At 60.6% G+C, this 21,023-nt stretch carries 33 protein-coding genes and 1 tRNA gene; 8 read left to right on the top strand and 26 right to left on the bottom strand.

Features of this window, described 5'->3' with window-relative positions; all coding sequences use genetic code 11:
* Position 1: 1 nt before the first annotated feature.
* The 26 genes from ACDI39_RS01060 to ACDI39_RS00935 all read right to left on the bottom strand — a co-directional run bounded on the left by ACDI39_RS01060 (position 2) and on the right by ACDI39_RS00935 (position 15,481).
* Positions 2–322: a hypothetical protein gene (locus tag ACDI39_RS01060; protein ID WP_486537295.1), complete on the bottom strand. Its 321-nt coding sequence runs from the start codon at positions 320–322 to the stop codon at positions 2–4.
* Positions 319–720: a DUF7370 family protein gene (locus ACDI39_RS01055; protein ID WP_486537294.1), complete on the bottom strand. Its 402-nt coding sequence runs from the start codon at positions 718–720 to the stop codon at positions 319–321. The genes ACDI39_RS01060 and ACDI39_RS01055 overlap by 4 nt, the downstream gene beginning before the upstream one ends.
* 84 nt (positions 721–804) lie before the next feature.
* Positions 805–1,263, bottom strand: coding sequence for a DivIVA domain-containing protein (locus ACDI39_RS01050; RefSeq protein WP_033992179.1), 459 nt, complete (start codon positions 1,261–1,263; stop codon positions 805–807).
* A 10-nt stretch (positions 1,264–1,273) separates the two neighbouring features.
* Positions 1,274–2,365, bottom strand: a complete 1,092-nt coding sequence (locus ACDI39_RS01045; protein ID WP_486537293.1) for a major capsid protein — start codon at positions 2,363–2,365, stop codon at positions 1,274–1,276.
* Between the two features lie 15 nt (positions 2,366–2,380).
* A complete protein-coding gene (locus tag ACDI39_RS01040; protein ID WP_203448257.1) occupies positions 2,381–2,830 on the bottom strand; it encodes a gp53 minor capsid family protein in 450 nt (149 codons plus the stop codon).
* A gap of 3 nt (positions 2,831–2,833) precedes the next feature.
* Complete coding sequence (locus tag ACDI39_RS01035) at positions 2,834–4,111, bottom strand: hypothetical protein (RefSeq protein ID WP_486537292.1); 1,278 nt, start codon at positions 4,109–4,111, stop codon at positions 2,834–2,836.
* 3 nt (positions 4,112–4,114) lie between these two features.
* On the bottom strand, positions 4,115–4,966 hold the full coding sequence (locus ACDI39_RS01030) for a phage minor head protein (protein WP_486537291.1): 852 nt from the start codon (positions 4,964–4,966) through the stop codon (positions 4,115–4,117).
* A 34-nt stretch (positions 4,967–5,000) separates the two neighbouring features.
* Entirely contained in the window at positions 5,001–6,371 is a 1,371-nt protein-coding gene (locus ACDI39_RS01025) for an anti-CBASS protein Acb1 family protein (protein ID WP_486537290.1), read from the bottom strand.
* Positions 6,372–6,373: 2 nt separating this feature from the next.
* A complete protein-coding gene (locus ACDI39_RS01020; RefSeq protein ID WP_014603761.1) occupies positions 6,374–6,571 on the bottom strand; it encodes a hypothetical protein in 198 nt (65 codons plus the stop codon).
* The gene (locus ACDI39_RS01015) at positions 6,571–8,034 is read right to left on the bottom strand and encodes a phage terminase large subunit family protein (RefSeq protein WP_486537289.1); all 1,464 of its coding nucleotides are present in this window, start codon (positions 8,032–8,034) and stop codon (positions 6,571–6,573) included. Before ACDI39_RS01015 ends, ACDI39_RS01020 begins: the two co-directional genes overlap by 1 nt.
* Positions 8,024–8,503 (bottom strand): DUF2280 domain-containing protein, encoded by a 480-nt coding sequence (locus ACDI39_RS01010; RefSeq protein WP_486537288.1) that lies wholly within the window; start codon positions 8,501–8,503, stop codon positions 8,024–8,026. The genes ACDI39_RS01015 and ACDI39_RS01010 overlap by 11 nt, the downstream gene beginning before the upstream one ends.
* A 31-nt stretch (positions 8,504–8,534) precedes the next feature.
* The gene (locus tag ACDI39_RS01005; RefSeq protein WP_486537287.1) at positions 8,535–9,143 is read right to left on the bottom strand and encodes a putative metallopeptidase; all 609 of its coding nucleotides are present in this window, start codon (positions 9,141–9,143) and stop codon (positions 8,535–8,537) included.
* Positions 9,144–9,204: 61 nt separating this feature from the next.
* A complete protein-coding gene (locus tag ACDI39_RS01000) occupies positions 9,205–9,411 on the bottom strand; it encodes a hypothetical protein (protein WP_054572371.1) in 207 nt (68 codons plus the stop codon).
* Positions 9,412–9,458: 47 nt separating this feature from the next.
* Positions 9,459–9,728 (bottom strand): hypothetical protein, encoded by a 270-nt coding sequence (locus ACDI39_RS00995; protein ID WP_486537286.1) that lies wholly within the window; start codon positions 9,726–9,728, stop codon positions 9,459–9,461.
* Positions 9,728–10,039: a peptidase M48, Ste24p gene (locus ACDI39_RS00990; RefSeq protein WP_486537285.1), complete on the bottom strand. Its 312-nt coding sequence runs from the start codon at positions 10,037–10,039 to the stop codon at positions 9,728–9,730. The genes ACDI39_RS00995 and ACDI39_RS00990 overlap by 1 nt, the downstream gene beginning before the upstream one ends.
* 79 nt (positions 10,040–10,118) lie before the next feature.
* A tRNA-Ser gene (locus ACDI39_RS00985) sits at positions 10,119–10,192 on the bottom strand.
* Positions 10,193–10,295: 103 nt separating this feature from the next.
* Positions 10,296–10,985, bottom strand: a complete 690-nt coding sequence (locus ACDI39_RS00980) for a hypothetical protein (RefSeq protein WP_486537284.1) — start codon at positions 10,983–10,985, stop codon at positions 10,296–10,298.
* A gap of 115 nt (positions 10,986–11,100) precedes the next feature.
* Entirely contained in the window at positions 11,101–11,700 is a 600-nt protein-coding gene (locus ACDI39_RS00975; RefSeq protein WP_486537283.1) for a recombination protein NinG, read from the bottom strand.
* A complete protein-coding gene (locus tag ACDI39_RS00970; protein ID WP_486537282.1) occupies positions 11,697–12,167 on the bottom strand; it encodes a hypothetical protein in 471 nt (156 codons plus the stop codon). The genes ACDI39_RS00975 and ACDI39_RS00970 overlap by 4 nt, the downstream gene beginning before the upstream one ends.
* The gene (locus tag ACDI39_RS00965) at positions 12,164–12,358 is read right to left on the bottom strand and encodes a hypothetical protein (protein ID WP_486537281.1); all 195 of its coding nucleotides are present in this window, start codon (positions 12,356–12,358) and stop codon (positions 12,164–12,166) included. Before ACDI39_RS00965 ends, ACDI39_RS00970 begins: the two co-directional genes overlap by 4 nt.
* Positions 12,355–12,741: a phiTE_015 family protein gene (locus ACDI39_RS00960; RefSeq protein ID WP_486537280.1), complete on the bottom strand. Its 387-nt coding sequence runs from the start codon at positions 12,739–12,741 to the stop codon at positions 12,355–12,357. The genes ACDI39_RS00965 and ACDI39_RS00960 overlap by 4 nt, the downstream gene beginning before the upstream one ends.
* 124 nt (positions 12,742–12,865) lie before the next feature.
* The gene (locus ACDI39_RS00955) at positions 12,866–13,150 is read right to left on the bottom strand and encodes a hypothetical protein (protein WP_486537279.1); all 285 of its coding nucleotides are present in this window, start codon (positions 13,148–13,150) and stop codon (positions 12,866–12,868) included.
* Positions 13,151–13,152: 2 nt separating this feature from the next.
* Positions 13,153–13,983 (bottom strand): hypothetical protein, encoded by an 831-nt coding sequence (locus tag ACDI39_RS00950; protein ID WP_486537278.1) that lies wholly within the window; start codon positions 13,981–13,983, stop codon positions 13,153–13,155.
* Positions 13,973–14,956: a phage replication protein gene (locus ACDI39_RS00945; RefSeq protein ID WP_486537277.1), complete on the bottom strand. Its 984-nt coding sequence runs from the start codon at positions 14,954–14,956 to the stop codon at positions 13,973–13,975. The genes ACDI39_RS00950 and ACDI39_RS00945 overlap by 11 nt, the downstream gene beginning before the upstream one ends.
* 1 nt (position 14,957) lies before the next feature.
* Positions 14,958–15,266 carry a CII family transcriptional regulator gene (locus ACDI39_RS00940; protein WP_486537276.1) on the bottom strand — a complete coding sequence of 103 codons (309 nt, stop codon included), beginning with the start codon at positions 15,264–15,266 and terminating at the stop codon, positions 14,958–14,960.
* A gap of 2 nt (positions 15,267–15,268) precedes the next feature.
* Positions 15,269–15,481 carry a YdaS family helix-turn-helix protein gene (locus ACDI39_RS00935; protein WP_486537275.1) on the bottom strand — a complete coding sequence of 71 codons (213 nt, stop codon included), beginning with the start codon at positions 15,479–15,481 and terminating at the stop codon, positions 15,269–15,271.
* A gap of 87 nt (positions 15,482–15,568) precedes the next feature.
* On the opposite strand from ACDI39_RS00935, the gene ACDI39_RS00930 reads away from it, so the two are divergent.
* The 8 genes from ACDI39_RS00930 (at position 15,569) to ACDI39_RS00895 (ending at position 20,869) form a co-directional block, all read left to right on the top strand.
* The gene (locus ACDI39_RS00930; RefSeq protein ID WP_486537274.1) at positions 15,569–16,252 is read left to right on the top strand and encodes a LexA family transcriptional regulator; all 684 of its coding nucleotides are present in this window, start codon (positions 15,569–15,571) and stop codon (positions 16,250–16,252) included.
* A gap of 9 nt (positions 16,253–16,261) precedes the next feature.
* The gene (locus ACDI39_RS00925) at positions 16,262–16,498 is read left to right on the top strand and encodes a hypothetical protein (RefSeq protein ID WP_486537273.1); all 237 of its coding nucleotides are present in this window, start codon (positions 16,262–16,264) and stop codon (positions 16,496–16,498) included.
* A gap of 142 nt (positions 16,499–16,640) precedes the next feature.
* Complete coding sequence (locus ACDI39_RS00920) at positions 16,641–17,654, top strand: P63C domain-containing protein (RefSeq protein WP_486537272.1); 1,014 nt, start codon at positions 16,641–16,643, stop codon at positions 17,652–17,654.
* A gap of 216 nt (positions 17,655–17,870) precedes the next feature.
* Complete coding sequence (locus ACDI39_RS00915) at positions 17,871–18,128, top strand: DUF1654 domain-containing protein (RefSeq protein WP_486537271.1); 258 nt, start codon at positions 17,871–17,873, stop codon at positions 18,126–18,128.
* 739 nt (positions 18,129–18,867) lie between these two features.
* A complete protein-coding gene (locus tag ACDI39_RS00910; RefSeq protein ID WP_486537270.1) occupies positions 18,868–19,098 on the top strand; it encodes an Acb2/Tad1 domain-containing protein in 231 nt (76 codons plus the stop codon).
* Positions 19,099–19,810: 712 nt separating this feature from the next.
* Positions 19,811–20,152 carry a hypothetical protein gene (locus ACDI39_RS00905; protein WP_486537269.1) on the top strand — a complete coding sequence of 114 codons (342 nt, stop codon included), beginning with the start codon at positions 19,811–19,813 and terminating at the stop codon, positions 20,150–20,152.
* Positions 20,153–20,172: 20 nt separating this feature from the next.
* Positions 20,173–20,430 carry a hypothetical protein gene (locus ACDI39_RS00900; RefSeq protein WP_486537268.1) on the top strand — a complete coding sequence of 86 codons (258 nt, stop codon included), beginning with the start codon at positions 20,173–20,175 and terminating at the stop codon, positions 20,428–20,430.
* Positions 20,423–20,869, top strand: coding sequence for a hypothetical protein (locus ACDI39_RS00895; RefSeq protein WP_253102966.1), 447 nt, complete (start codon positions 20,423–20,425; stop codon positions 20,867–20,869). Before ACDI39_RS00900 ends, ACDI39_RS00895 begins: the two co-directional genes overlap by 8 nt.
* The last annotated feature ends 154 nt before the right edge of the window (positions 20,870–21,023 follow it).

Here is a 21,023-nt window from a genome sequence, read left to right as displayed (position 1 = left end):
ATCAGGTCACCAAGAGGAAATCAGGCTCTTCACCAAAGAACGACATATCCCAGTTCGTCACCGAGCGGACCTCTTCCCATCCATTGGAGCCGTCGAACTGGATCAGGTCTAAGTACTTCGGCCGGCGGTCCTCTGTGTAGATCTGGTGGCGCGATACGAACTCGGCGCCGTTGTTGTCGCGAACCTGCTCACCTTTCGCGACCCAAGTGCATGCAATCTCGAACTCTGGCCCGTAAACAGTTTCCTGGGTGGAGAGGTCTATATGCAGGAACGGACGGATGGTAGCTGTGTTGGCGTAGCTCCAATTCGCTGTATTACTCATGGGTCACCACACATGCAGCCGCCGCGCGCGATCCAAAGCCCACCATGGGCGGTCTGGGTTGGGTTCGGCGGGATCAGCCCCGTCGCACATCCGTGCTTGTCCAGGGCATTCAGCAGAGCCAACTGCGCCTTCCAGCGGTCAGCAAAGGCCTGATAGCGGAAGGATCGGGAAGCCCCGGATGGGGCGGTTTGGCTGCTGATGTACTTGTCGGCCTGGGCCAGGGCGAACAGTGCAAGAAGATAGGCTTGAATCAGCAGCGCGGTCGATGCCGAGTAATGGGCATCTAGGCATTCCTGGATCTGCTGCAACTGCTCGATCCACGCATCGAGGATGAAATCGGGCACATTGTCGATTCCCTGGCTCTGCAGGTATTGCCGGGCCTGCTCAACTGTGATCATGTCCGATTCCTGGAATAAGAAGGCCCCATTGCTGGGGCCAGAAACGACGAAGCCGCCCGTAGGCGGCCTCTCATCACGCACCGATCACTTGGCCGGGAACAGCTTCGCCAGCTCGCCCTCCGGCAGCAGGGCGGCAAGCGCTTCCTCTCCCTGGCGGCCATCGAACTCGATCTTCAGCTCCTTCAGACGCGCCTTGATCAGCTCCCGGCGCTCGCTGCCGTCCGGGATCGCCGGCGTCAGGGTACCGGCCTGGGCCTTGGCCTGATCCAGGATCTTCGCTGCTTCCGCGTTGGCTGCGGCGATGATGCCTTCGGCCTGAGCCTTGGCGTCAACGATCATGGCGTCGACGGATGCCTGCGCTTCGGCGAGAGCTCGCTTGGCCGCTTCGTCGACCTGGGCCGAAACGTCCAAGGTCAGGCTTCCGTTCTTGAGTGCGCCAATCTCGCGCACGTTCGGCAGGAGCGCCGAAGCCAGAGAGTCGAGTTCCAGCACCTGGCCCTTGGAAACGCCGTTCCAGGGTTTGATCACCTCGTACTTGGGCATGTTGCTCTCCTTACGCCAGGTTGGCGCCGTAGATCACGCCGGACAGACCTTCGTCGTCCTTTTTCACCTGGATGCCCATGGCGCTCATGATCTGGAAGTTGTAGTTGACCTGCGGCAGCGGGCGCGGCAGCGGGACAACGCCGGTCGCCATGCCAACCAGCGGGGTCACCACATCGCGGCGGCGCTGGTAGCCCAAGAACTCGTTGCCCGACAGGGCGAAGGTCTGGCGAACCTCGCGCGCCGGGATGAACGGGGTGATCAACTGCAAAACAGTGCCGCCGCTCAGGATCGTGCTGCCACCGATTGCTACGGTTGCCGGGCGGTTCATGTTGCCCCAGATTTCCGGGGACACCCACAGCACATCATAGGCATCGACCTTGTTGTTGCGGGCGGCCTGGCCGAAAGCGCCGGTGGTGAAGAACGCAGCCAGTTGCTCCTGGGTGGCAGTGGTCAAGTCGATGTTCGCGCCGCCGGCGCCGGAGCCCAGGTTGACCTTGACGGTGTTGCGGTGGTTGCGCAGGCCCTGAGCCGGGTAGTTCTCGACCTGAATGTTGTTGTCGCCGTCGAGGGTGTAGGCAACGATACGCTTGTTGAACTTACGGAGCTTCGCGGCCTGTGAGTCCAGAACCAGGTCGATACCGACGGTGCTCATGCCGGCGGCATGGCGCCAGTTGACACCGTAGCCGGCGGTGAATACCGGGATCGGGTCGCCGTCCGAGTTGTACTCGGTGTGGTCGAAGGAGTACGGGGCCTGGCCATCGATGCTCACGGATACGTCATCGGCGATATCGCCAACCACGTTATAGAGCTTGGCAGTCTTGCCGATTGGCAGGACGGTTTGCACCTGCAGGAGGTCGTTGACGATCTCCATGCCGGTTTCCTGGTTGCGGTACTGGATGATCTGGGCGTCTACTTCAGCCCAGAACTCACGACCCAGGCCGGCGAGCGCGTTGCAGGCCAGCATTTCGGGGGTCATGGCGCCACGATGGTGGGTGATCATCGCGGCGTTCTGGTTGTTCCAGATGTTGCGGTTGGCCTGCAACTCCTGGAAATGGCCCATCAGGCGGGGATGGGCGGCGATTGCTTGCTGGGTGAGGAACATGTGTCCGTACTCCTATTAGGGCGCCGGGGCGGCGACACTGCCGACACGGAAGCGGATGCGGATGAAGTCGGTTTCGCCGGAGGCGATGACTGCATCGTCCTGGCTGTACCCGAGGACCGTGTCGGTATCGCTCGACGCGATGGCACCCTGGCCGCTAGTGCCGAGTTTGATCGGCGTGTCCTTCTTGTAGGTGCCGGCCGGGCACAGCACGGCGAGCTCGCGACCCTCTTCGACGTAGTTGCCCACGGCCGAATGGCCGACGGGAACCGCATCGCGGATGTTGAGGCCTTCGTGGTGAGCGCAGTCGATGACGTAGAGGCGGCCAACGCTTGCGCTTGCCTGGGCGAACAGGTCGCTGCCATTGATCACGGCGAACGTGCCGGGCAGGAGTTCCGCAGCGGTCTTGCGGGTTTCGGTCTTGAACAGCGACTTTCCATCGATGTTCACGCGACGATAGCGAGACATGGCTTACTCCTTAGGCAGATTGGCAATATCGGCGGTGAGACCGCCTTTGTCGGTGGCGGCGTTGGCGCCCAGAGGTGTGGATTCGCCGCACTGCTTGAACATCTCCTTGAGCGCATCGCCGGAAAGGCTGTTGGCGATGACCTCGCCGAACTTAGCCTTGACCGCTTCGCGCATGCTGTCTTCTTCGGCACGCTGATTGGCGGTCAGGGTTTCGGCCAGGACCTTGTGGTTGGCGGCCAGGCCGTCGACCTTCTCGACCAGGGGCTTGATGATGGTATCCGCCAGCTCCTTGATGGAGTTGGAGGTGTTGGCGCCGATTTCCTTCACGAGCTCGGCCTTTTCTTCGGTGGTCAGGGGCATGTCGCCCTCCTTCTCAGGTTGATCAGGCCGGGCCTGACGATTTGTGAAAATGTTCTTGATGCTGTTGGCGACCATGGCGACCCAGGACTCTTGCCGAACAACGGGCTGGCCGGATTCGTCGAAAACGATCTTCCCCGCCTCAACCTTGTAACCGTAAACCTCGGTAATGCCGCCGCTCCGGCTGATTACTGCCTGGGAGTCTGTGAAATCGGCAACCCATGCATACTGGTCAGGCCCGGAGGCGAAGCGCTCCTTTGCTGCGCGGTCGAGGCGCTGCTCGCGCTCCCGGTAGGATTCACCCACCAGGGCGCCGGAGTTCGGCTGCAGCGGGACAGCTTGGTCGGCGTTGACCATGAGACCTACACCCTGCTCCGGGGTGGCCGCCCCCACTTCGTGCAGCAGGATCGCGTCGTGATCCATGCTCTGGATGTCCGCTACCCAATCGGCGCCTTGTGCCCGCTGGCTTTCGTTCGGCTCCACGCGATTCAGGAAGGCGGCCACGCTGGTATGGATCGGCGGGACGTCCTCACCCTTCTCCAATGCTTCGACGCGCTGCAGCAGTTCGCGTCCGCCTTCCGTGGACTTGGCGAACTCGACGTCGATCCACTTCTCCATGTAGACCCGGTTGCCGGACTTCTTCACGTTACGGTTCCAGGCGCCGACGTGGCCAACGTTGATCCCTTCGGGCGAGAACGCCGATACGAACTTCCCATTGACCATCGGGTGCCCGAGCGGCGCCAGCGTTCCCTCCAGGCCTGGGTAGTGCTTGTCGATCTGCTCGGCGGTGTAGAGACCACCGTTCATGATCACGCCGGCCGGCAGGGTGTAGCTCGGCAGAACCAGATGTTCGCGCCCGTTGTGTGTCTCACGCCGAATGCTGGCGCTGTTGACCTGGGTGGTGATGTTGACCTGCATGGGCATGGCTCAATCCTCTTTCGCCCAGGGCCCGCGCCCTTTGGCTTTCATGACTTGGTAGTTGCGGCGCGCGCGCTCGACGATGGCCGGGACCACCGGCTTCCCTTCGTCATCGACCAGTACCTCGACCTGGCTGCACTTGCAGTTGATCGAGTTTCCGTCTCGGCTGTACCAGTCCCTCACCTCGTCCGAGGTGTAGAGCCTGGCGTGCCTGGCCGCATGGGTTGCCCTGGTGCTGGGGGACAGGGCCGACATATGCATCAGCTTCGACTGAACGCCGTAGTCGGCCTCAGCAGCGTCTTTCTCGTCCCAGCGAGCCCTTCGGAGTGCGGTAGTGACCTCAGTGCGGGCGATGCGATGACCTCGACGCGCCTCGATGCCGGTCTGGGCAGTCAGGTCCCGCGCAATCTCGCGGGGATTCTTCCCGCGCCCCATGCCTTCGGCGAGGATGCGCGCCATGTCGGCCTTGACCCGGCCCGACAGCCCCTTCATTTCCTCGAACTCCCGAGCGCGAAGCAGCGCCATGCGCGCGCGGTAGGCGTCGGATCGGAGGAGCACATCCAGTGACTCCCGGCCAGCGCGATACGCCGGCGACTGCTGCGCCAGGTTGGCGTGGGTCTGCGCAGTCCCGCGGATGTAGGCAACCCCGACGTAGGACTCGAAGAACCAGAGGTCACGCTCTCCGCCTTCTTGCAGGATCTCGTCGACCATCAGGTTGGTGTCGGCGAAGATCGCGGAAAGAAGGGCCTGGTCGAGACGGTAGGTGTACTGCTCGTTCACCACCGGCTGGGCCGGGATTCGATCAAGGGCGGCCACGTAGCCATCCCTGATCTTCCGCATGCGCCTGTCGAACTCGCGCATTGCGCCCCTTTCCAGGCGATCTACCCCGGTCGGGTCACTGCTGCTCGCCGGTAGGATCGGTGCGCGCGGCATCTTCATCCTCCGGTTCGGTGTCAGGCAGCGGGTCGCCACCCTCTAGCGGGTCGTATCCAGCTTCTTCGCGTATTTCTCCCGCCGTGAACACGGGCTCGCCAGTGCCGATCGCGGCGCTGTTGATCTCGCTCATGGTCTTGGAGTTGGCCAAGCGCTCGGCCTTGGTCGGCACGGCGAGGTCATCCCAGATCGTGGTGAACTCGGCTTTCAGCGGAACCACGCCGATGCGCATAAGGTGCGCAAACAGGTCGTTGATCTCGAAAGTCAGTTCTTGCACCCGACGAGCCTGGCATCTAGCGTTGTGGTACTTCTGGTCCTCACTGCTCGCCCTTTCGCCTGTCTGCATGCCCACCAGGATTTTGGTCGGGATGTCGACTCCGGCGGCGGCGGTTTGCAGGTTGACGTTGTACGTTGGCCCAGGGTCCGAAACGGCGGACACCATCTGCGTGACGGTCGCCCCCTGGGTTGGAAGCAGGACATCGTTGCCGTGGTTTAGCTGACGCGCCGCCTCGTTGAAGCGCTCGTTGAGCGCATCGAGCGTAACCCCATAGGTGCTAGCGATCTCGCCGAGGTTAATCTCCTTGTCGAAATTCAGCAGGAGCTGGCGCGCGGCGTTCTTCAGGAAAGACTCACCACTCCCCCCTTCCACCTTCTCCAGGCTGATGAAGGAGTTGTAGGCCGGCTCCAGGAACCCGATCGCGTCGCCGGTCCAGTCGCCAAAGATAAATACCCGGTCCGGATGGATATCCCGAACCAGTCCAGGGCGGCCGGATTGGGAGGCCTCGGTGTATTCCCACATGGTGGGCTGGCCGTAGGTCTCGCTATCCGGCTTTTCGTCAAACGACTTCGGCTTAAGGCATCCGGCCCAGGCCGGGGTTACCTTCGTCAGGCCATTGAGCTTTCCCCTGGCGGGCTTGTCCCACGGCTGGCTGTCCCTAATGTGGAGGATCAATCCAGAATACCGACCAACCAAACGGCGCCTGTCGGCTTCGGAGACGGCTCTCCAGAACCTCCCGCCGGCGATCAGCGGCTTGTTCTTCCTCTCCCACTCGGTTTCGTCCTTGGAGCGGTCCTGGTCGTCACCCTCGATGACCTGCGGATTCGTCTTCCAGCAAGTGGTGACGATCTTCTCGACCGCGCCATGGGCGATACCGCCCCGCCGGTACATGGTGTACAGGTCGTTGAACGTGATTTCCTGGGGGAATCCGTACTCGCACCATGCCTGCGGCCGCTTGGCGTCATGGCCGATGCCATGGTTCAGCAGGCTCATTCGCGCACGCGCAATAGCACTGCTCATCGCGTGATTGACCGCGAGGTCGAGTTTGTCAGTCATGTTCAGTCCGATTTCAGGATGAGGCCTGGCTTGTCCGTCTCGCGGACCAGTTCGACAGAAGAGAGGTTGGGGTCGCGCCATACCATCGTCCCTTCAGCGCCAGCGTTCTCGACCGCCACGGTGCGGGCGCAGGACGTGCAGCGAGCACGGACCACCATGGAGCGGCTGGTTGCGCGCTCCTTGAGGATGAAGATGGCCATCAGCGGGCTCCGGGAAGAAGGATGCCAAGCGGCGCGGCTCCGCCCAATTCGGTCAAGGCGTAGACCATGGCGTCCAGCCGGTCCGGCGACTTCTTCGCCGTCGCGGGGATGTACTCCATGAGTTGGTTCTCGAGCAGATACAGCGCACCTTGGTGAGCCACCCTGCCCTGCTCGTACAGGGCAGATATCGGCTCAGCACGGGCGAACTTTCCCTTGTTGGCGTGGATTCGGATGATCCTCCCCTTGAAACCCGCGTTCTTCAGGGTCTCTTCCGCCATATCGCCGCCTTGGTTCGTCTCAATAACGATCGCGTCGGCCTGGTGCTGCTCGTAGGCAGCCATAGCCTTCTTGGCCCAGCCTGCTGGTGAATATTTCCCGCTGTAATCGCCATCGACCGAGAACTGGCGAGAGTCACCAGCACCGTAAGAACTCGCCGCCACGATCCCAGTTTCGTCGCTCTCGTCGCTGTTGGTGGCCTGGGGGTCAATGGCCACCACGCAGCGCTTGCGGTCGGCCCTGATCTGCAGCTGATGCGCCGCATTGATCAGTTGCTCTGTCCACAGCGCCCCTTCGGCGTTGAAGCGCCGAGGCTTCTGCATGTACTGGGCTTCTGCGGTGCGTCGATGCGAGAAAAGCGCTGTGCGGTGGCTCTCGTTGTGCTTGAAGGGCCAGAGCCAGCCATCCGGGAGCCCATGTTCGATCGGGATTCCGTGAGTGTTTTCCGCTGGGTACGGCTCGCTGTTGTCGATGATCACTGGCAGGTTGAGGTGATGCCATATCTCCCCCGACCCGCCTCGCAGAAGGTAGCCACTCAGGTCGTGGTAATGGATCCTCTGCATGATGACGATCATCGGCGTCGTTTCCAGCGCCAGGCGGGACTTGATCGTCTCGTTGAAGCGGCTGTTCACGCCGTCACGAACAGTCTCGCTGTATGCATCGTCGGGCTTTACCGGATCGTCGATGATCAGCGCGCCCTGCCATCCAGGCTCCATATGGCCGGCGCGGAAGCCGGTGACCTGGCCTGCCGCGGACGATGCATACACACCGCCACCGTGCTCCGTCCACCACATAGCCTTGCTGTCCGCATCGTCGCGGAGCGCCATAGGCCACATAGCCTGGTACGCCGAAGACTTGACCATCCCTCGAGCAGTGCTGGAGTTCAGAAGGGCCAGATTGTGCGAGTAGGACAGGTGCATGAACCTGGCGCGGTTGTTCATCGCCAGGCCACGCCCGATCATGTTGATCGTCGCCAACTCGGTCTTTGTGTATCCAGGAGGCACGTTGATGATCAGGCGCTGGATCTCACCATCCACCACCCTATCCAGCGTCTCCTGGATCACCCGGTGATGCGGCGCGACGATCATCTTCGAACCCATGCGCTGCTTGAAGAAGTAGCGCGCGAAGTAAAGGCCGTCCGCCTCGCACTCTACCTTTCGAGCGAGGGTAATGGGGTCAGCAATCATCTTCCGCGAGCATCTCTCGGCGAGCCTGCTTGTAGTCCTCCCTGGTCAAGGCGGCGACTGCCACCGGCGCGCCATTCGGACCTGAGACTTCGTGCTGGTGCTTGTTCGTGTATACGCCACCCGACTCCTTGGCGGCCTGCTCGTAAAGCTGGGCAGCCAGGGCCATGTTTCGCATGCCCTCGGCGCGCTCAGCCATCCGACCCAATGCCCTCAGTCGGTAGGCGCGGTTGGCGATCGGGATGTCGGCGATCTCCTCGCGGAAACGCTTGCGGGTGTCCTCGAACAGGATTCGCCACTTGGCCGCCAGGTTCGCGCCAGTGCTCTTGGTGGGGTCGTGTTGGGCCACCTGCTGGCGGGTGATCTCAATGTTGAACTCTTTCTTTACGGCCTCGGCTACCTGAGTCGGAGTATCGAAGCACGCCAAGGCCTGCACGATGAAGCCTTTGACTTCGGCTGTGAGGATGGCCATAGGACGGATTCCGTATCACGCCCGTGTCATATCAGGCCAGTTTGAGCAGGCATGTACCACAGGCTCTTGCAATGTTGATCTTGGCCACCTCAGGCGGCCGGCTTGCAGCGTCGATCAGCTGCTGTACGTCATGCCCGGCGCCGTAGCGGCGGACCACACCGACGAACTCCTCGACGTCATGGCCGCGCATCTCAAGCTTGGGCATGCCGTCGTCGCCGAACGCCGGTGCGCCGTGCTTATCAGCTTTGTGAGCGATGTGGTACAGCTCATGCTCGACCAAGGCGCAGAACTCCAGATCGGAACACTGAGCGCAGTAGTCGGCAGCCAGGGTGATGAGGAATTCTGGCTCCTCGCCGAACCAGTCCCGCATCTGCTGCTCTTGGCGCGCCTTCTGCCACCCGCCAGCGCGGAACATCAGTTGCTCGGCCTGGCCAAGCACTGAGCGCCCCTTCTTGTTGAAGGAAGACGACGCCCACATTACGCCGACGCTGGCGTCGATGAGGTGGGAGTGCTCGGGGTTGTGGATGCTGCCGGTTTCGGCCAGGACCTCGCGCTGTATCCACTCCCACAGTTCGGGAGCAGGCGCGAGGATCAGGAATGGCGACTCGAGCAGGTCAGTCGGCGGCATCGGTCTGCTCATGCATGCTCCCGCGCCACGAAACGGCGCACCTCGAATTTGTGGCGCCAACCGTCAGCGCGGATCAGCCGAAGGAGCCTTGCTCGGCACGCAGCCTTGCCTCTTCCTCCAGAACCTTTTCCTTGGCCTTCAAATTCATGAGCCGGTTGTGAAATGCCTGGGTGCATTCAGCGCACTCCCATGGCTTCCCATCGCTCGCGCAGGAGCACCCCTTAAGGAACTCCTGGCAAGCTTCTTCCCACTCATTGGTGTATTGCCTGTGCATGGACATAGATGCGCTCCAGTCGAATTGTGGACTCAACTATACGACGGAATCGCCTACCCCGGCTGGAACACATGGCCGCGCCTGGCGACCGCATACAGGACGATCCCCAGCTTGAGGATCACGCCGTACAGGGTGGGGACATGGCCGTTCATGGCCAGGACGAACGCGCCGAAGGCGCCGATGGCCACCAGGTAGAACGCGACAGCCAGCAGTGGCGCATCCATTGGCTTGATCCGACGCAGGTAGTCGCACGCAGCGATTACCACCAGCACGCTCAGGAACGCATTGGTCCCGGTCAGAATGGAAACCAGGGTAGAGCTCATCAGGAAGCCTCCTTGGCTCCGAACTGACTCACCACCGACTTCAAAACTGGGATGATGTTCATTGCCAGTAGGCCTATCAGAAAGGCCACGCCGTATTGGGTTTCTCCGCCTGGCTCAAGCTTGAAGAAGCTGATGGCCAGCGGGGTGCAGAACACTGCCGAGGTGAAGCCGGTAAAGAAGGCGGCGACCGCCTGGCCCCGGGTGAGGCCGCGCAGGAAGGTCAGCGAGAGGATCGCCCCCGCGAAGCCGCCAATGATCACGCCGTACTTCACCAGCAGGACGCCGGCAGTCGTGCTTGCTGGTTCGGCCATAGTGGTTACCTGGAAGAAAAGGCCCGGCTGAGGCCCTATCCAGGGCTCGGGCAAGTGCGAGGAACAGCACACAACGAATTGGAGCGGGTAGAGGGAATCGAACCCTTCTCTGCTCAGCTTGGAAGGCTGGCGACGAACCGGACGCTTACCCGCAGAAACGAAAAAGCCCAGCTCTAAGGCCGGGCTCTTGTGGTCACTCCTCAACATGCGCAGGAATGACAGGATGAGCAAATAATGTTGCATCGTTGCACGGGTGTCAAGCGGCATCTGCCATCAAAACGCCTTCCTCCTGGAGTATCTTGCCAGACGCGACCAGAGCCTCTGCCACCATCTCGTCCAGCACCTTCTCGATGGCCTTTTTCCAGCGCCAATAGGTGGTCCGGTTCAGGCCCTGGCTGTCCCAGGTGTTGATGTCGTAGAACTCGGCAGGCAGCACAATCATGTCGGTGGAGCGCTTCACGTACTGCTCGCGGCGAGCCCGCCCGGCGTCCTCCGGCATCTCGCCGTCAGCCAGGCGCTGGACCACACCAGCGTGAAGCGAATCGAACTCTGCGCGCTCTCGAGCAGCCCGGCTGGCGACCTCATGCCCAGACTGCGCCTGCACTCCCTTCACCGGCGGGATAGCCCAGGCCGTGACCGCTTTGTACCGGAACAGATTCGGCGCCTGGGTCGCGATCAGGGGTACCAGCTTGCCGATAGCATCCACCTTCTTGGCCTTGTGGGTGGAGAACCTGGCCGTCAGTGCATACCAATGCCGCGGGATCAGCTTGCTGTGCAGGCGGGCATGGACCCAGCAGTCCACGAGCATGGCTGCATCCTTCCCGGTTATCTCCCCTTTCAGCTTCGAGGCCTGGACCTTCGGTCCGAAGTCACCACCGCCCACTCCACTCATGGTCTCTGCGGCCAGGGCTCGAACTACCGCCGCCAAAACGCTTTGGTATTTCATCGACCCCGCTCCTTTTTCAGTCGGTCTTGAATTTTCATAGCTCGCCATACGCACCAGTTCGAGAGGACGATGATGGCCAGGATCAACAGGTGAATCAGTTCGCTTGCAGTCCAGTTCATACTGCGACCCTCCGTAGGTCTTTGAGCTTCTGCCTGTACAGGGCCTTGATGGCCTGCAGGTCTTCGATGGTGTAGCGGCGGACTGATTGGTCCCTTTCCAGGGCCTCTACAGCCTCCAGGCCGATGCGCTTGATGAGGCCGATCCGATAGTCCGCCACGTTGCCGGACAGGTACCGGTTGTCGTGCTTGCTTTGGGCGTGGCAGTTGTTTTCATCGAATCGCAAGTGCGGCGCGGCACCGGTACTGCGATAGTGCCCTGCATCTACGGCATTGCCGTTCCAGTCGAGTGGCCGGCCGCTGGAGATGCACGGATACCCAGCCAGGCGGTCACGCTCGCGGATGTACGCATTAAAAGCCTGCTGAGCCTCCCGCAGGTGGTCGCCCTTCGTCTTCAGCTTCTCACGGCGCGCCTTGAGGTCTTCCCTGGCCTGCTTGGTGATGGCCTTGGCGGCAACCTTCTGCAGCTTCGGGTCTTTTGCCATTGCCCGAGCACAGGCCATGCTGCAAACCGTCTGCGTCGACAGAGAGGGCTTGAACCGCTGACCACAGCCTGGCGCCTTGCACTTCTTCGGCTTGACCTCCTTGGCCAGTGTCATGCCGCCTCCTCGCCCAGCAGGTCACTAAACACCACGCCCTGCGGCGCGAACTCCGCCACGATGCGGTCGGTGTACTGGCAGCCCTGGGCCCGGTCGAACAGGCGGGTGACTGGGAAACCATCCGGCCCGAACATCGCGCACGGCCCCATCAGGCGCAGCTTCACCTCATACGGCAGGTGGATGAACGACTCGGCCCAGCCAGTGCGGAACTCAGCGCAGCCGGCGCGCATGATCGGCACACCGAAGTGCAGCTTGCAGTACCGGCGCACGTCCTCGATGTCGCCCATCTCAGTGCTCTTGGCGATGCGGTCGTACATCGCAAACCAAAGTGCATTCTGGTCCAAGGTGCGGTCCTTGCCAGGGCGCATGCTGACCACGACGAACTTCTTGTCGCGGAACATGCGGGTGAGCATGGTCACCGCCTCGGACAGCTTGGCCTGGCTGTTTACGCTGATCTTCTCGCTCATGCGAACCTCCCGTGAGCACCATGCCCGCGCAGCCACTCGCCGCGCTCGTAGTCTTGGTTTGCTCCGACATACGGGCACTGAGTCCACGCAGTACCATTGGCAGCGGCTTCTAGGCCCTCGACAAATGGAGACTTGAAAGGCGGCTCCTCGCCAGTCAGCGCCTTGATGATTTGGTCTTTTTCGGCGGTCATGGCTTCACCTCGACTTTCAGGCCTTGGGCCTCGATTGCCATCCGGGCGTCTTCGATACCGCTATCCCAGGCCTGTTTGTTCGAATTCGTGGCGTCGTTCCACTTTGGTGGCAGCTCCACCACCACGGCCTCGCGCGAGGCCTGCCAGGACCACCACGCCCCATTGGGCACAGGTAGCTCATAGTCATCGCCACTACGAGCTAGCCAGTTGCACCTTATGAACTTGATGGCCGCTTCTCGGGTTATGCCTGGAACTTTCCCGTTGAGGTCGGCGGCACATTTCTCGATGAATGCTGCCTCGAACTGCTCGCGCATCTTGTTGGTGTCCATCAGTGCTTCTCCCATCACAAGATCCTCGTCTTCATCTTTCCGCAGCAGGCGCATTGCAGGTCGTAGTAGGTTCGAGATCGATAAACCTCGCCGCCCCAGGTGTTTTCGAAACGACCAGTGCGAACGGTTTTGTATTCGTGCACCCCGAGGAAGCACCAAAACTTCTGGCTCAGTTTCATCAGTGCTTCTCCTGCGAGGACATGGGGGTTGTGCGCGGGCATGGCAGGCCGAAGTGACCGCCCCACTTGCCGCAGACAAGGCAGCCATCTGCGTAGCCGACGACGTGGTCTTCCTGGGTGTTTTGCAATGGCTCCAGCCCGACCTGAATTGCCAGCTGCCAGAACCTCCAGCACTTCGCGATCATGGGCAGTCGGTACGTGTCGCCCATCCGGTACTGGATGAAATCTTCGACACGCATATCGTGTGCTTCGGCGCAGGCCTTCTCGAATTCTTCCCGGCGCATGCTCACACCCCCTCCCCGGCCGGCTGCCCGGCGCGCTTGATGTTCAACTTGGCCATGGAGCCGCTCTCCTGAAGCTGGGCGAGCGCAGCACGGGTCTGCCGCTTGCGTAGGTAGGTGTCGATACGGCGGCGCTGGGCTTCTTTGGCCCGCGCCCGGTCTTTCCTGACCTTGGCGGCCTCAAGGATGCAGCGCACTTCGGCGATCTTCTCGCGCACCTTGAGGCTTGCCTGGGGCCGCACTTCACCGGTAATCAGGCCGGCGATGGCGTGGCCGTCTTCAGTTGGAGGAGCGATTCGCAGGTGAGCCAGATGCTTGGCGCCTGTCTCCTGGCTGATCAGCCTCGAGCGCACCGCAGACTCGATAGCGGTGACGCGGCGGGCTGGGTCGTAGCCAAGGGAGATTTCCCACTTGGCAGGCAGCGCCTCAGCCCTGGCGGCGATAACCAGACGCTCGTAGGCGCTCATGAAGGCCATGCGGGCGCCTACCTTGTCGCCAGCCTCAAGCACAGGCCCTGATGCGGCCATGGCCTGGCGGATCTCGGCGGTCATCACCACCGTCTCGCTTTCGTCGCTGGCCGATAGCGCGATTGCCCAGGCTTCGTCTTTGCCTGGATGGCCGTCAGCGGCCTGGGCGCGCTTGAGGATCGAGGCCACGGTCAGGCGGCCACCTTCACGCCGGCAAGCGCGAAGCGCGTCTGACAAAACGGCCTCGCTGTACTCACGCAGGTCTTCGACCATCAGCAGTGCTGCGGCCTGGGTGAGCTGTTGGCCCATCACCTCGGCTGTGGCGAACAGGGACAGCAGCAGGTTTTCTTGCTGGGCGTCATTCAGCATGGGTTGCAGCCCTCTTGGCTCGCAGCGCTTCAAGGGCCTGCTCGGCAGCGCTGAAGTTGGCTTGGGTTTGTTCGATCTGGCGGGCGGCGGTGCCCGTCATCTGGCGATTGGTGACCCACTGGGTGTGATAGGCCTCGGCGTTCTGGAGCAGGTCGCCAAGGCTGTGGAGCTTGTTGACCAGCCTGCTGTCGTTGATGGCGACGAAGTAGGCAGCGACATGGTGGGCAACGTCGATCCCGAGACGGTCGATCAGTTGGCCAAGCTGGCCACCAACCTTGGCGTTCCACACCGGCCACGCGCCGTAGCGCTTCCTGTAGGCCATGGCGTAGTTAGCCCAGGACTTGAAAGTTTTGCAGGTTCGGTCTTTTGGGCCGGGCATGTCGGCGGGAATTTCGCAGCGAGGCGCGCCGGGCGAGACCACGACCAGGCCAGCAGGTTGCGACGGCGCAGCCGGGGCGCCCTGCAAGCTGTGACTGGTACCCTGATTGGTATCCTGATTACTGGTATCCTGATTTGTCGGAGATTTTTCCGACCCTGGATCGGATTTTTTTCCGACCTTGCTCGGATTTTTTTCCGAGGTAGATCGGATTTTTTTCCGAGGTGATGGATCGGATTTTTTTCCGACCTTCTCTTTCTTGCTCGGATATTTTTCCGACCCATCCAGCTTCTTGTTCCACTCCTTGCCCTTGGCAGTGAGTTGCACCAACGTGATGTTGTTGGTGCTGGAAAGGTTGATCAGGCCAGCGCCTGCAATTGCCTTCAGCAAGCGATACGCGGTATCCGGCTTGTCGGTGAGCAGCGGCAGTTCTTCAACTATCTTTGCCTTGCTCAAGGCGTAGAAATCGCCATTGTCCGTCTTGACCAACTTGGCCCAGCTAGGGCACTCGTAGACGAACGCGAACAGCATCGCCTGCTGGGCATTCAACCCCCAGTCCAGCGCCTTCGCCTGGTTGATCGTGACGGTGAACTGCATGTCAGTCCCACTCCAGCTGGTCGACGCTTTCAATCTCGACCATGCGCGAGCGTGCAAGCTGGAGGATCGCGCCGATCTCCTTCTCGTCGAAGCACTTCATTTCGTTCGGCACGATCTTCAGGTCGAGAACCGCCAGGATCTTCGCAAACTCCTGAAACTTCTCAGGCTTCATCCGGCTGATGGTCGACTCGTCCACCCCAATGGCCTCGGCCACGGCAAGATTTCCGACAGATGCAAGCTTCTGCATGAGCTGCTGGTAGTTCTTGCGTGCCCTTGCATCCTGTTCCGGGCTTAATTTGGTCGTCGACATGGTTAAGCCACCAGCTCAGCGCGCGAGAGCGCCGGGCAAAGATCAATGGCGAGGAATACGCCGTTGGTTTCAGCCTGCGCTCGCAGCGCCGTCACAGCACTCATCCCATGACGACCCGAAACCCAGCCAGACACAGTCCCCTGCTTAACGCCGAGGGATTCAGCGGTCTTAACCTGGCCGCCAAAGTGGTCGACCAGGCGATCGTAAATGCTCATTGAAAACCCTCCTTATAGGATTTCCTATAAATCTACATATAGGAACACCTGTTTGCAAGGATATCGGCACACCTATATAAGGCTCAAATGAACTACAGCCAGCGAATCAAGGCCGCCCGAAAACACGCCAAGCTCACCCAGGCCGAGCTTGCTAGCGCTGTCGGGATAGCCCAAGCCTCTATCTCTGACCTGGAGAGGGGCAAGTCTGCCTCCTCCACGTACAATGCCAGCATCGCCAAGATTTGCGGTGTGAGTGCCTTATGGCTCGAGACCGGAGACGGATCCATGGTCTCTGCTGCTGATGCGAATAGCTCCTCAATTGCAGTCGACCAAAACGAGAGCAATGTCGAGCCCGGCCCTCCAATCACAACCGCACCTCGAAGGATCGAGATCATGGGTACCGCCCAGCTTGGGAATGATGGCTATTGGGTTGGCCTGGATAACTCGGATGGCTGGGTGGAGACCTGGACGCGCGATGAAGATGCCTATGCACTGCGCCTCAAGGGTGACTCGATGGCCCCGGCGATCCGCAGTGGTTGGGTTGCTGTCTGCGAGCCAAACCACCGGCTGGTGCCAGGTGAGTACGTCATGGTGACCACCACTGACGGCCAGAGCATGGTCAAAGAACTTCTCTTCGAGAGCGAGGACGGCGTGAGCGTGATGTCGGTGAACTCGGCTTACGAGCGCCGGACGATCGCTTGGGCCGACATTGAGAAGATCCACTATGTCGGCGCCATCCTCGGCCCGAGTAAGGTCATGTGCCGTCTCTGAGGAATCGCCATGCCCCTAACCAAGCCCAACCAAGACCTGCGCCGCGACCTTCAGGGTCTGGCCAGCGACCTCAAATGGTCAGTGGTAGAGCTGATGCGGATTGCCGAGCGGCTGAGCCAGGCCGGTAACGAGCCTGACGCCCAGGCAGTGATCAGGATCTGTCAGGTCTTGCAGGCTGGAGAGGATCGGTTGGCGGGGTATGGGGATGAGGTGAAGGCGGGACGGATTGCGAGGGCGAAGGACTGACATGAGCCGGCCTAAGAGGGTGTTCTGGTGTTCGGCGCTGCTCTGAGCTGCGCGGCTCAATTTGCACGCATCTGAAAATGATATTGCAAGATGCGTACAATTTGCGGTATCAATGCACGCATCCAACAAGAGGAATGCAGGCATGGATGAACCTCAAGGTAAGGCAAAAGGTGGAAAGGCGCGCGCCGCCGCGCTGACCCCTGAGCAAAGGTCAGAATCAGCGAAGAAGGCTGCCGCAGCAAGGTGGGCAGCCCCAAAAGCACTTTACGCCGGCGTGCTTTCCATTGGCGAGCTGCAGATTGATTGTGCTGTTTTGCCAGATGGGACTAGAGTTCTCTCGCAGCGAGGCGTCGGGCGAGCGCTTGGGAGATCGCACGGAGGCGCAGACTTCCGCAAGTCGGACGACGATCCTGCTGGTGGAAAACTTCCATTTTTCATGAATGCAAAGACCCTTTTCCCCTTTATTTCCGAAGAGTTACTGCTGCTGGCAAGGTCGCCAATCCAGTATCAGCAAACCAAAGGGGGTGGATTAGCACATGGAATTTCCGCGTCGGCCCTACCTCAAGTGTGCGAAGTTTGGCTTAGGGCGCGCGACGCTGGGGTCCTGACAAAATCTCAGTTACCTGTTGCAGCTCGCGCGGAAATGATAATGCGCGGCCTGGCTCACGTAGGTATCACGGCTCTAGTCGACGAGGCGACGGGATATCAGGACGTTCGTGATCGGCAGGCTCTTCAGGCCATCCTCGATCAGTACCTTCGAAAGGAACTGGCCGCATGGGCGAAGCGCTTCCCTGACGAGTTCTACAACCAAATGTTCCGCCTCAAGAAATGGCAACGGAAGGATCTTAGCTCTCCTTCCAGACGCCCCGGGGCGGCCGGAATGTACACCAACGACCTAGTCTACGAACGTCTCGCACCTGGAATTCTTCAAGAGCTTGAAGCGAGGAACCCGAAGGACGCCAAGGGTAATCGTAAGGGTAAACATCACCAGTTGCTGACTGAAGATGTTGGGCACCCTGCGCTATCACAGCATATTCATGCCCTAATTGCTCTGATGCGCGCCTCTTCCAACTGGGATCAGTTCATGCTCCTGCTGAATGCAGCGTTCCCCAAGAAGAACGATACGCTTTTGCTGGACCTGCAGCCCGCTGAATAGCCCGCCTCGGCGGGCTTTTTCATGCCTGGCAATACGCCACCACCCGTCCTACAATCTGACCAAGCTGAAGGATCAGCACCCATCGCAGAGAGCCCGCCACTGAGCGGGCTTTTTGTTTGGCGCTGCTCGGCTAGAGCACATTTGTGCTCCTTCGGCCTTGCCATTTACCCCTGGATAAAATACTGTTTATCCATACAGTAAATGGAGCATTCCACCATGGCCAAGCAGCAGTCAAAATCGAAAGCCCCTACCCCGCCTACGCCCTACGAGATGATGGGCGCTCGCATCCAGAAGATCATCAACTCACCGGCAGCACAGAAGGCTCGCTCGGTCGTGATCGCCAAGGAAGAGCACGAAGCGCCAGGCGATTGGGAGCGCTTCCTGGATGAGGTAGCCGAGAATGACAACGTGACCCTGGACCATCGCGACGATGGATCCGTACACCTGGCCTGGACCATCCCCGCCGAAGACTGATTTTCGATTCCCTCCTTTGCCCGCCTTGTGCGGGCTTTTTTGTGGGCGCGATAAAAATATAGGAACACCTATTGACTCATAAAATAGGACATCCTATATTTTGCTCATCGAGACGGCAGCTACACAGCCCCTCGGGAGGCCCTCAAGCCTCACCGCTCTTTACACAATCAGCGCAACAACCAACAGACCGCATTGCCTCTACCGGCGACCGGCGCCAGACAGCCCCGAAAGGCTGCCCACGACAGAGAGAACTCTGTACGGCTGACGAAGGTGAAACGCCCTAACTGAGAGAAAGACCCGGGTATGCAATGCGCCCCGCCACCCCGGCGGTAATGGGACAGAACGATTCACTGAAGCACCTGGGCAACCGGGTGCTTTGGGAATCCACTGGAGATCATGGAAATGGGACGAGCAATAACCGTAGAGCTTCAGCCGCTACTCAATGCGGGATGCTCGCTAACGCTTGAGGGTGCAGGGCAACCGCAGGCCTGGCTGAAGGTAACCATCCCAGATGGGCGATTCATTGGCAGCACGTTTGGTGACTGCTTGGTGTTTGACTGCAGGAGTATCGAGCACTCAGCCAACGGCTGGATGGAGGAATGGCTGATTGAGAACAGCGTGCCATATGCGCATGGCTGAGCGATTTCACTGGCTGGCCTTGGCGACAGGGCCAGCCGGGAAGTCAACGAGTTGTAAACCAGAAGCTTACAACTGAACCACAGCCCTGGAGGGCAAGACGATGGACAACCAGCACAAGAAGATCACCGGCTACCGCGACCTCACCCAGAGCGAGATCGACGGCATGAACTCGATCAAGGCCCTAGAGGCAGATGCCGGCGAGCTGTTCAAGCAGATCGGCCAGATCGAAGGCGTGGACCAGCGCACCCTGGCCCTGGCCAAGACGAACCTGCAACAAGGGTTCATGTGGTTCGTCCGCTCCATCGCCAAGCCCGCCGATCCATTCTGCTGATCAACCAACGCCAGGTGCCCGCCCATGCGGGACTTCATCACCAGCGCAGAGCGCCCTGCCCCATAGACAGTTCAGGGGGAGACAGACAGGGCGCTCTGCGGTGTTGATGAATACCCAGGCTGATGGGTAGCGTGAACGATCGGGTGGCCTCTTGCTGGCCAAGATCACACCCGCGTTAGGCGCGAAAGGAAACAAGTGAACCCTTGTACGCGCTGGAAGGTAGCCGCCAGCAAGCCGGAGAACACAGCACCGGCCATCAACACCACCTATCCCTTGACAGCCGGAAAGACGGCCCTATACCGGTGATGGTTGAGGTCCTGGGTGGTCAGGACGAACCCGGTAGACCCACCCGATGCCCTGCTCCCCATCGCAGGCTGCATCGGAGTGTGATCTGGTAGTCGGTGGAGCAGTGTTAACCCTAAAGCGGTCATTCGCGATGGCGCCAGGGGTTGCGTAGGTCCACGAGAACGAAAGGCGGAGTGCACGCTGCCTGACTACTACCAAGGACTGAGGCTTAGCTCGCCATCCGCGGAGGATGGAGGTCGCTCTAGTGAGCCCGGCTACCAGATCACACCCCGATGCATCCCGCATCCCCTTCCCTTCACATCGACCGCATCAGACAGGCTCCAGCCCTGCGCTCTCACGGCGCGCAGTAGGTTTGGTCACCTGCGCTGGCGCCTGGCCAATGCGGCCACCTCAGAACGGAATCACCATGATTAACAACTTCGCATTTGCGGGCGATGTCGTGCCGAGCAAGGCAGGCGTGTACCTGTGCACAACCGATTCGCAGCACTGCTTCGGCTTCTTCCTTGGCTGGTTCAACGGCCAGTACTGGTACGAATACGAGCGCGGCTGCGACGAACCTCACCGACGCAAGCGCAAGAAAACAGCACGTCTCGCAGTAACGGCGTGGTCGCACATCAACGCGTCGATCTTCTCTGCACCGCTGCGCGAAGAGAAGAAAGCGCCGACCGCCCTGCATTACACCCACCCTACCCGCCCTGAAAAGGATCTGTGGAAGCAGTTCCGCGAATCAGGCGCCGAGCACACCTAACCCACCACCTGGAGGCGAACATGCACCCCAGCATTCAAACTCGTCGCGACATTCTGACCACGCTCCGCCAACGATCAGTGATCGCCACGGCTGAAATGTACAGCCTGATCGGCCGAGCAATGCCGGTGATCATGTTCCGGTTCCAGGTTGTGCCCGCGGGCCGCGACTTCTTCCATGTAGTGGATGCCCGCAACGGAAAGGTTCGCGGGTTCCGCCGCGACCACAACGAGGCCTGCGCTCTCGCACGCTGCTTGGAAATGGAGAAAAGCCATGACTGACTTCCTCGAAACCGACGACGGAGCCGACTGGCTCTACGAGGCGATCAACGACCTCATTGGCGGCGAGAACGTCACAGCGCCACGCGCTCACGGCAAGTCGGTGTCGCTGGTCACTCCGCAATCATTGTACGAGGCCCTGGCCGAGCACCTGGGCGCGCAGGAGCACATTGCTCCACTGCTGACCGACAACCGCGAGTATCCAATCGAGAAGATGATCTGCGAGATCATCGCCGACGGTCGCGGCATACACCGGAAGGCATACGACCTGGCGGTCGAGGCTGTAGGGCAATCCAAGTATGGGCGCCCAACTGCACTGCATGATGTAGCAGAGGCCCTTATCCGGCCCTGGGCCAAAGAATACGCCAGGGCTCGAGCCGAAGAGCTTGAAGCCGATCTTGCGGCCGATCGCGCCGAGCAGCTCAAGGCTGACGCAGCATGAGCTACTGGCGCGGCTCATTCTCCATGCTCTTCTCCTGTTCTATTTTCATGCTGGCCAGCGCACTGGCCGGCAGCATCACTTCCTAAATCACACGCACCCGAGTACGGCGGGCCCCGCTGGGGATAACCGTGCCCGCAAGGGAGCGTAAGCGGCG

Source organism: Pseudomonas sp. Tun-23181 (assembly GCF_057415455.1).
Note: the sequence above shows the minus strand (reverse complement) of the source record. Positions and strands in the feature narration are given on the sequence as shown.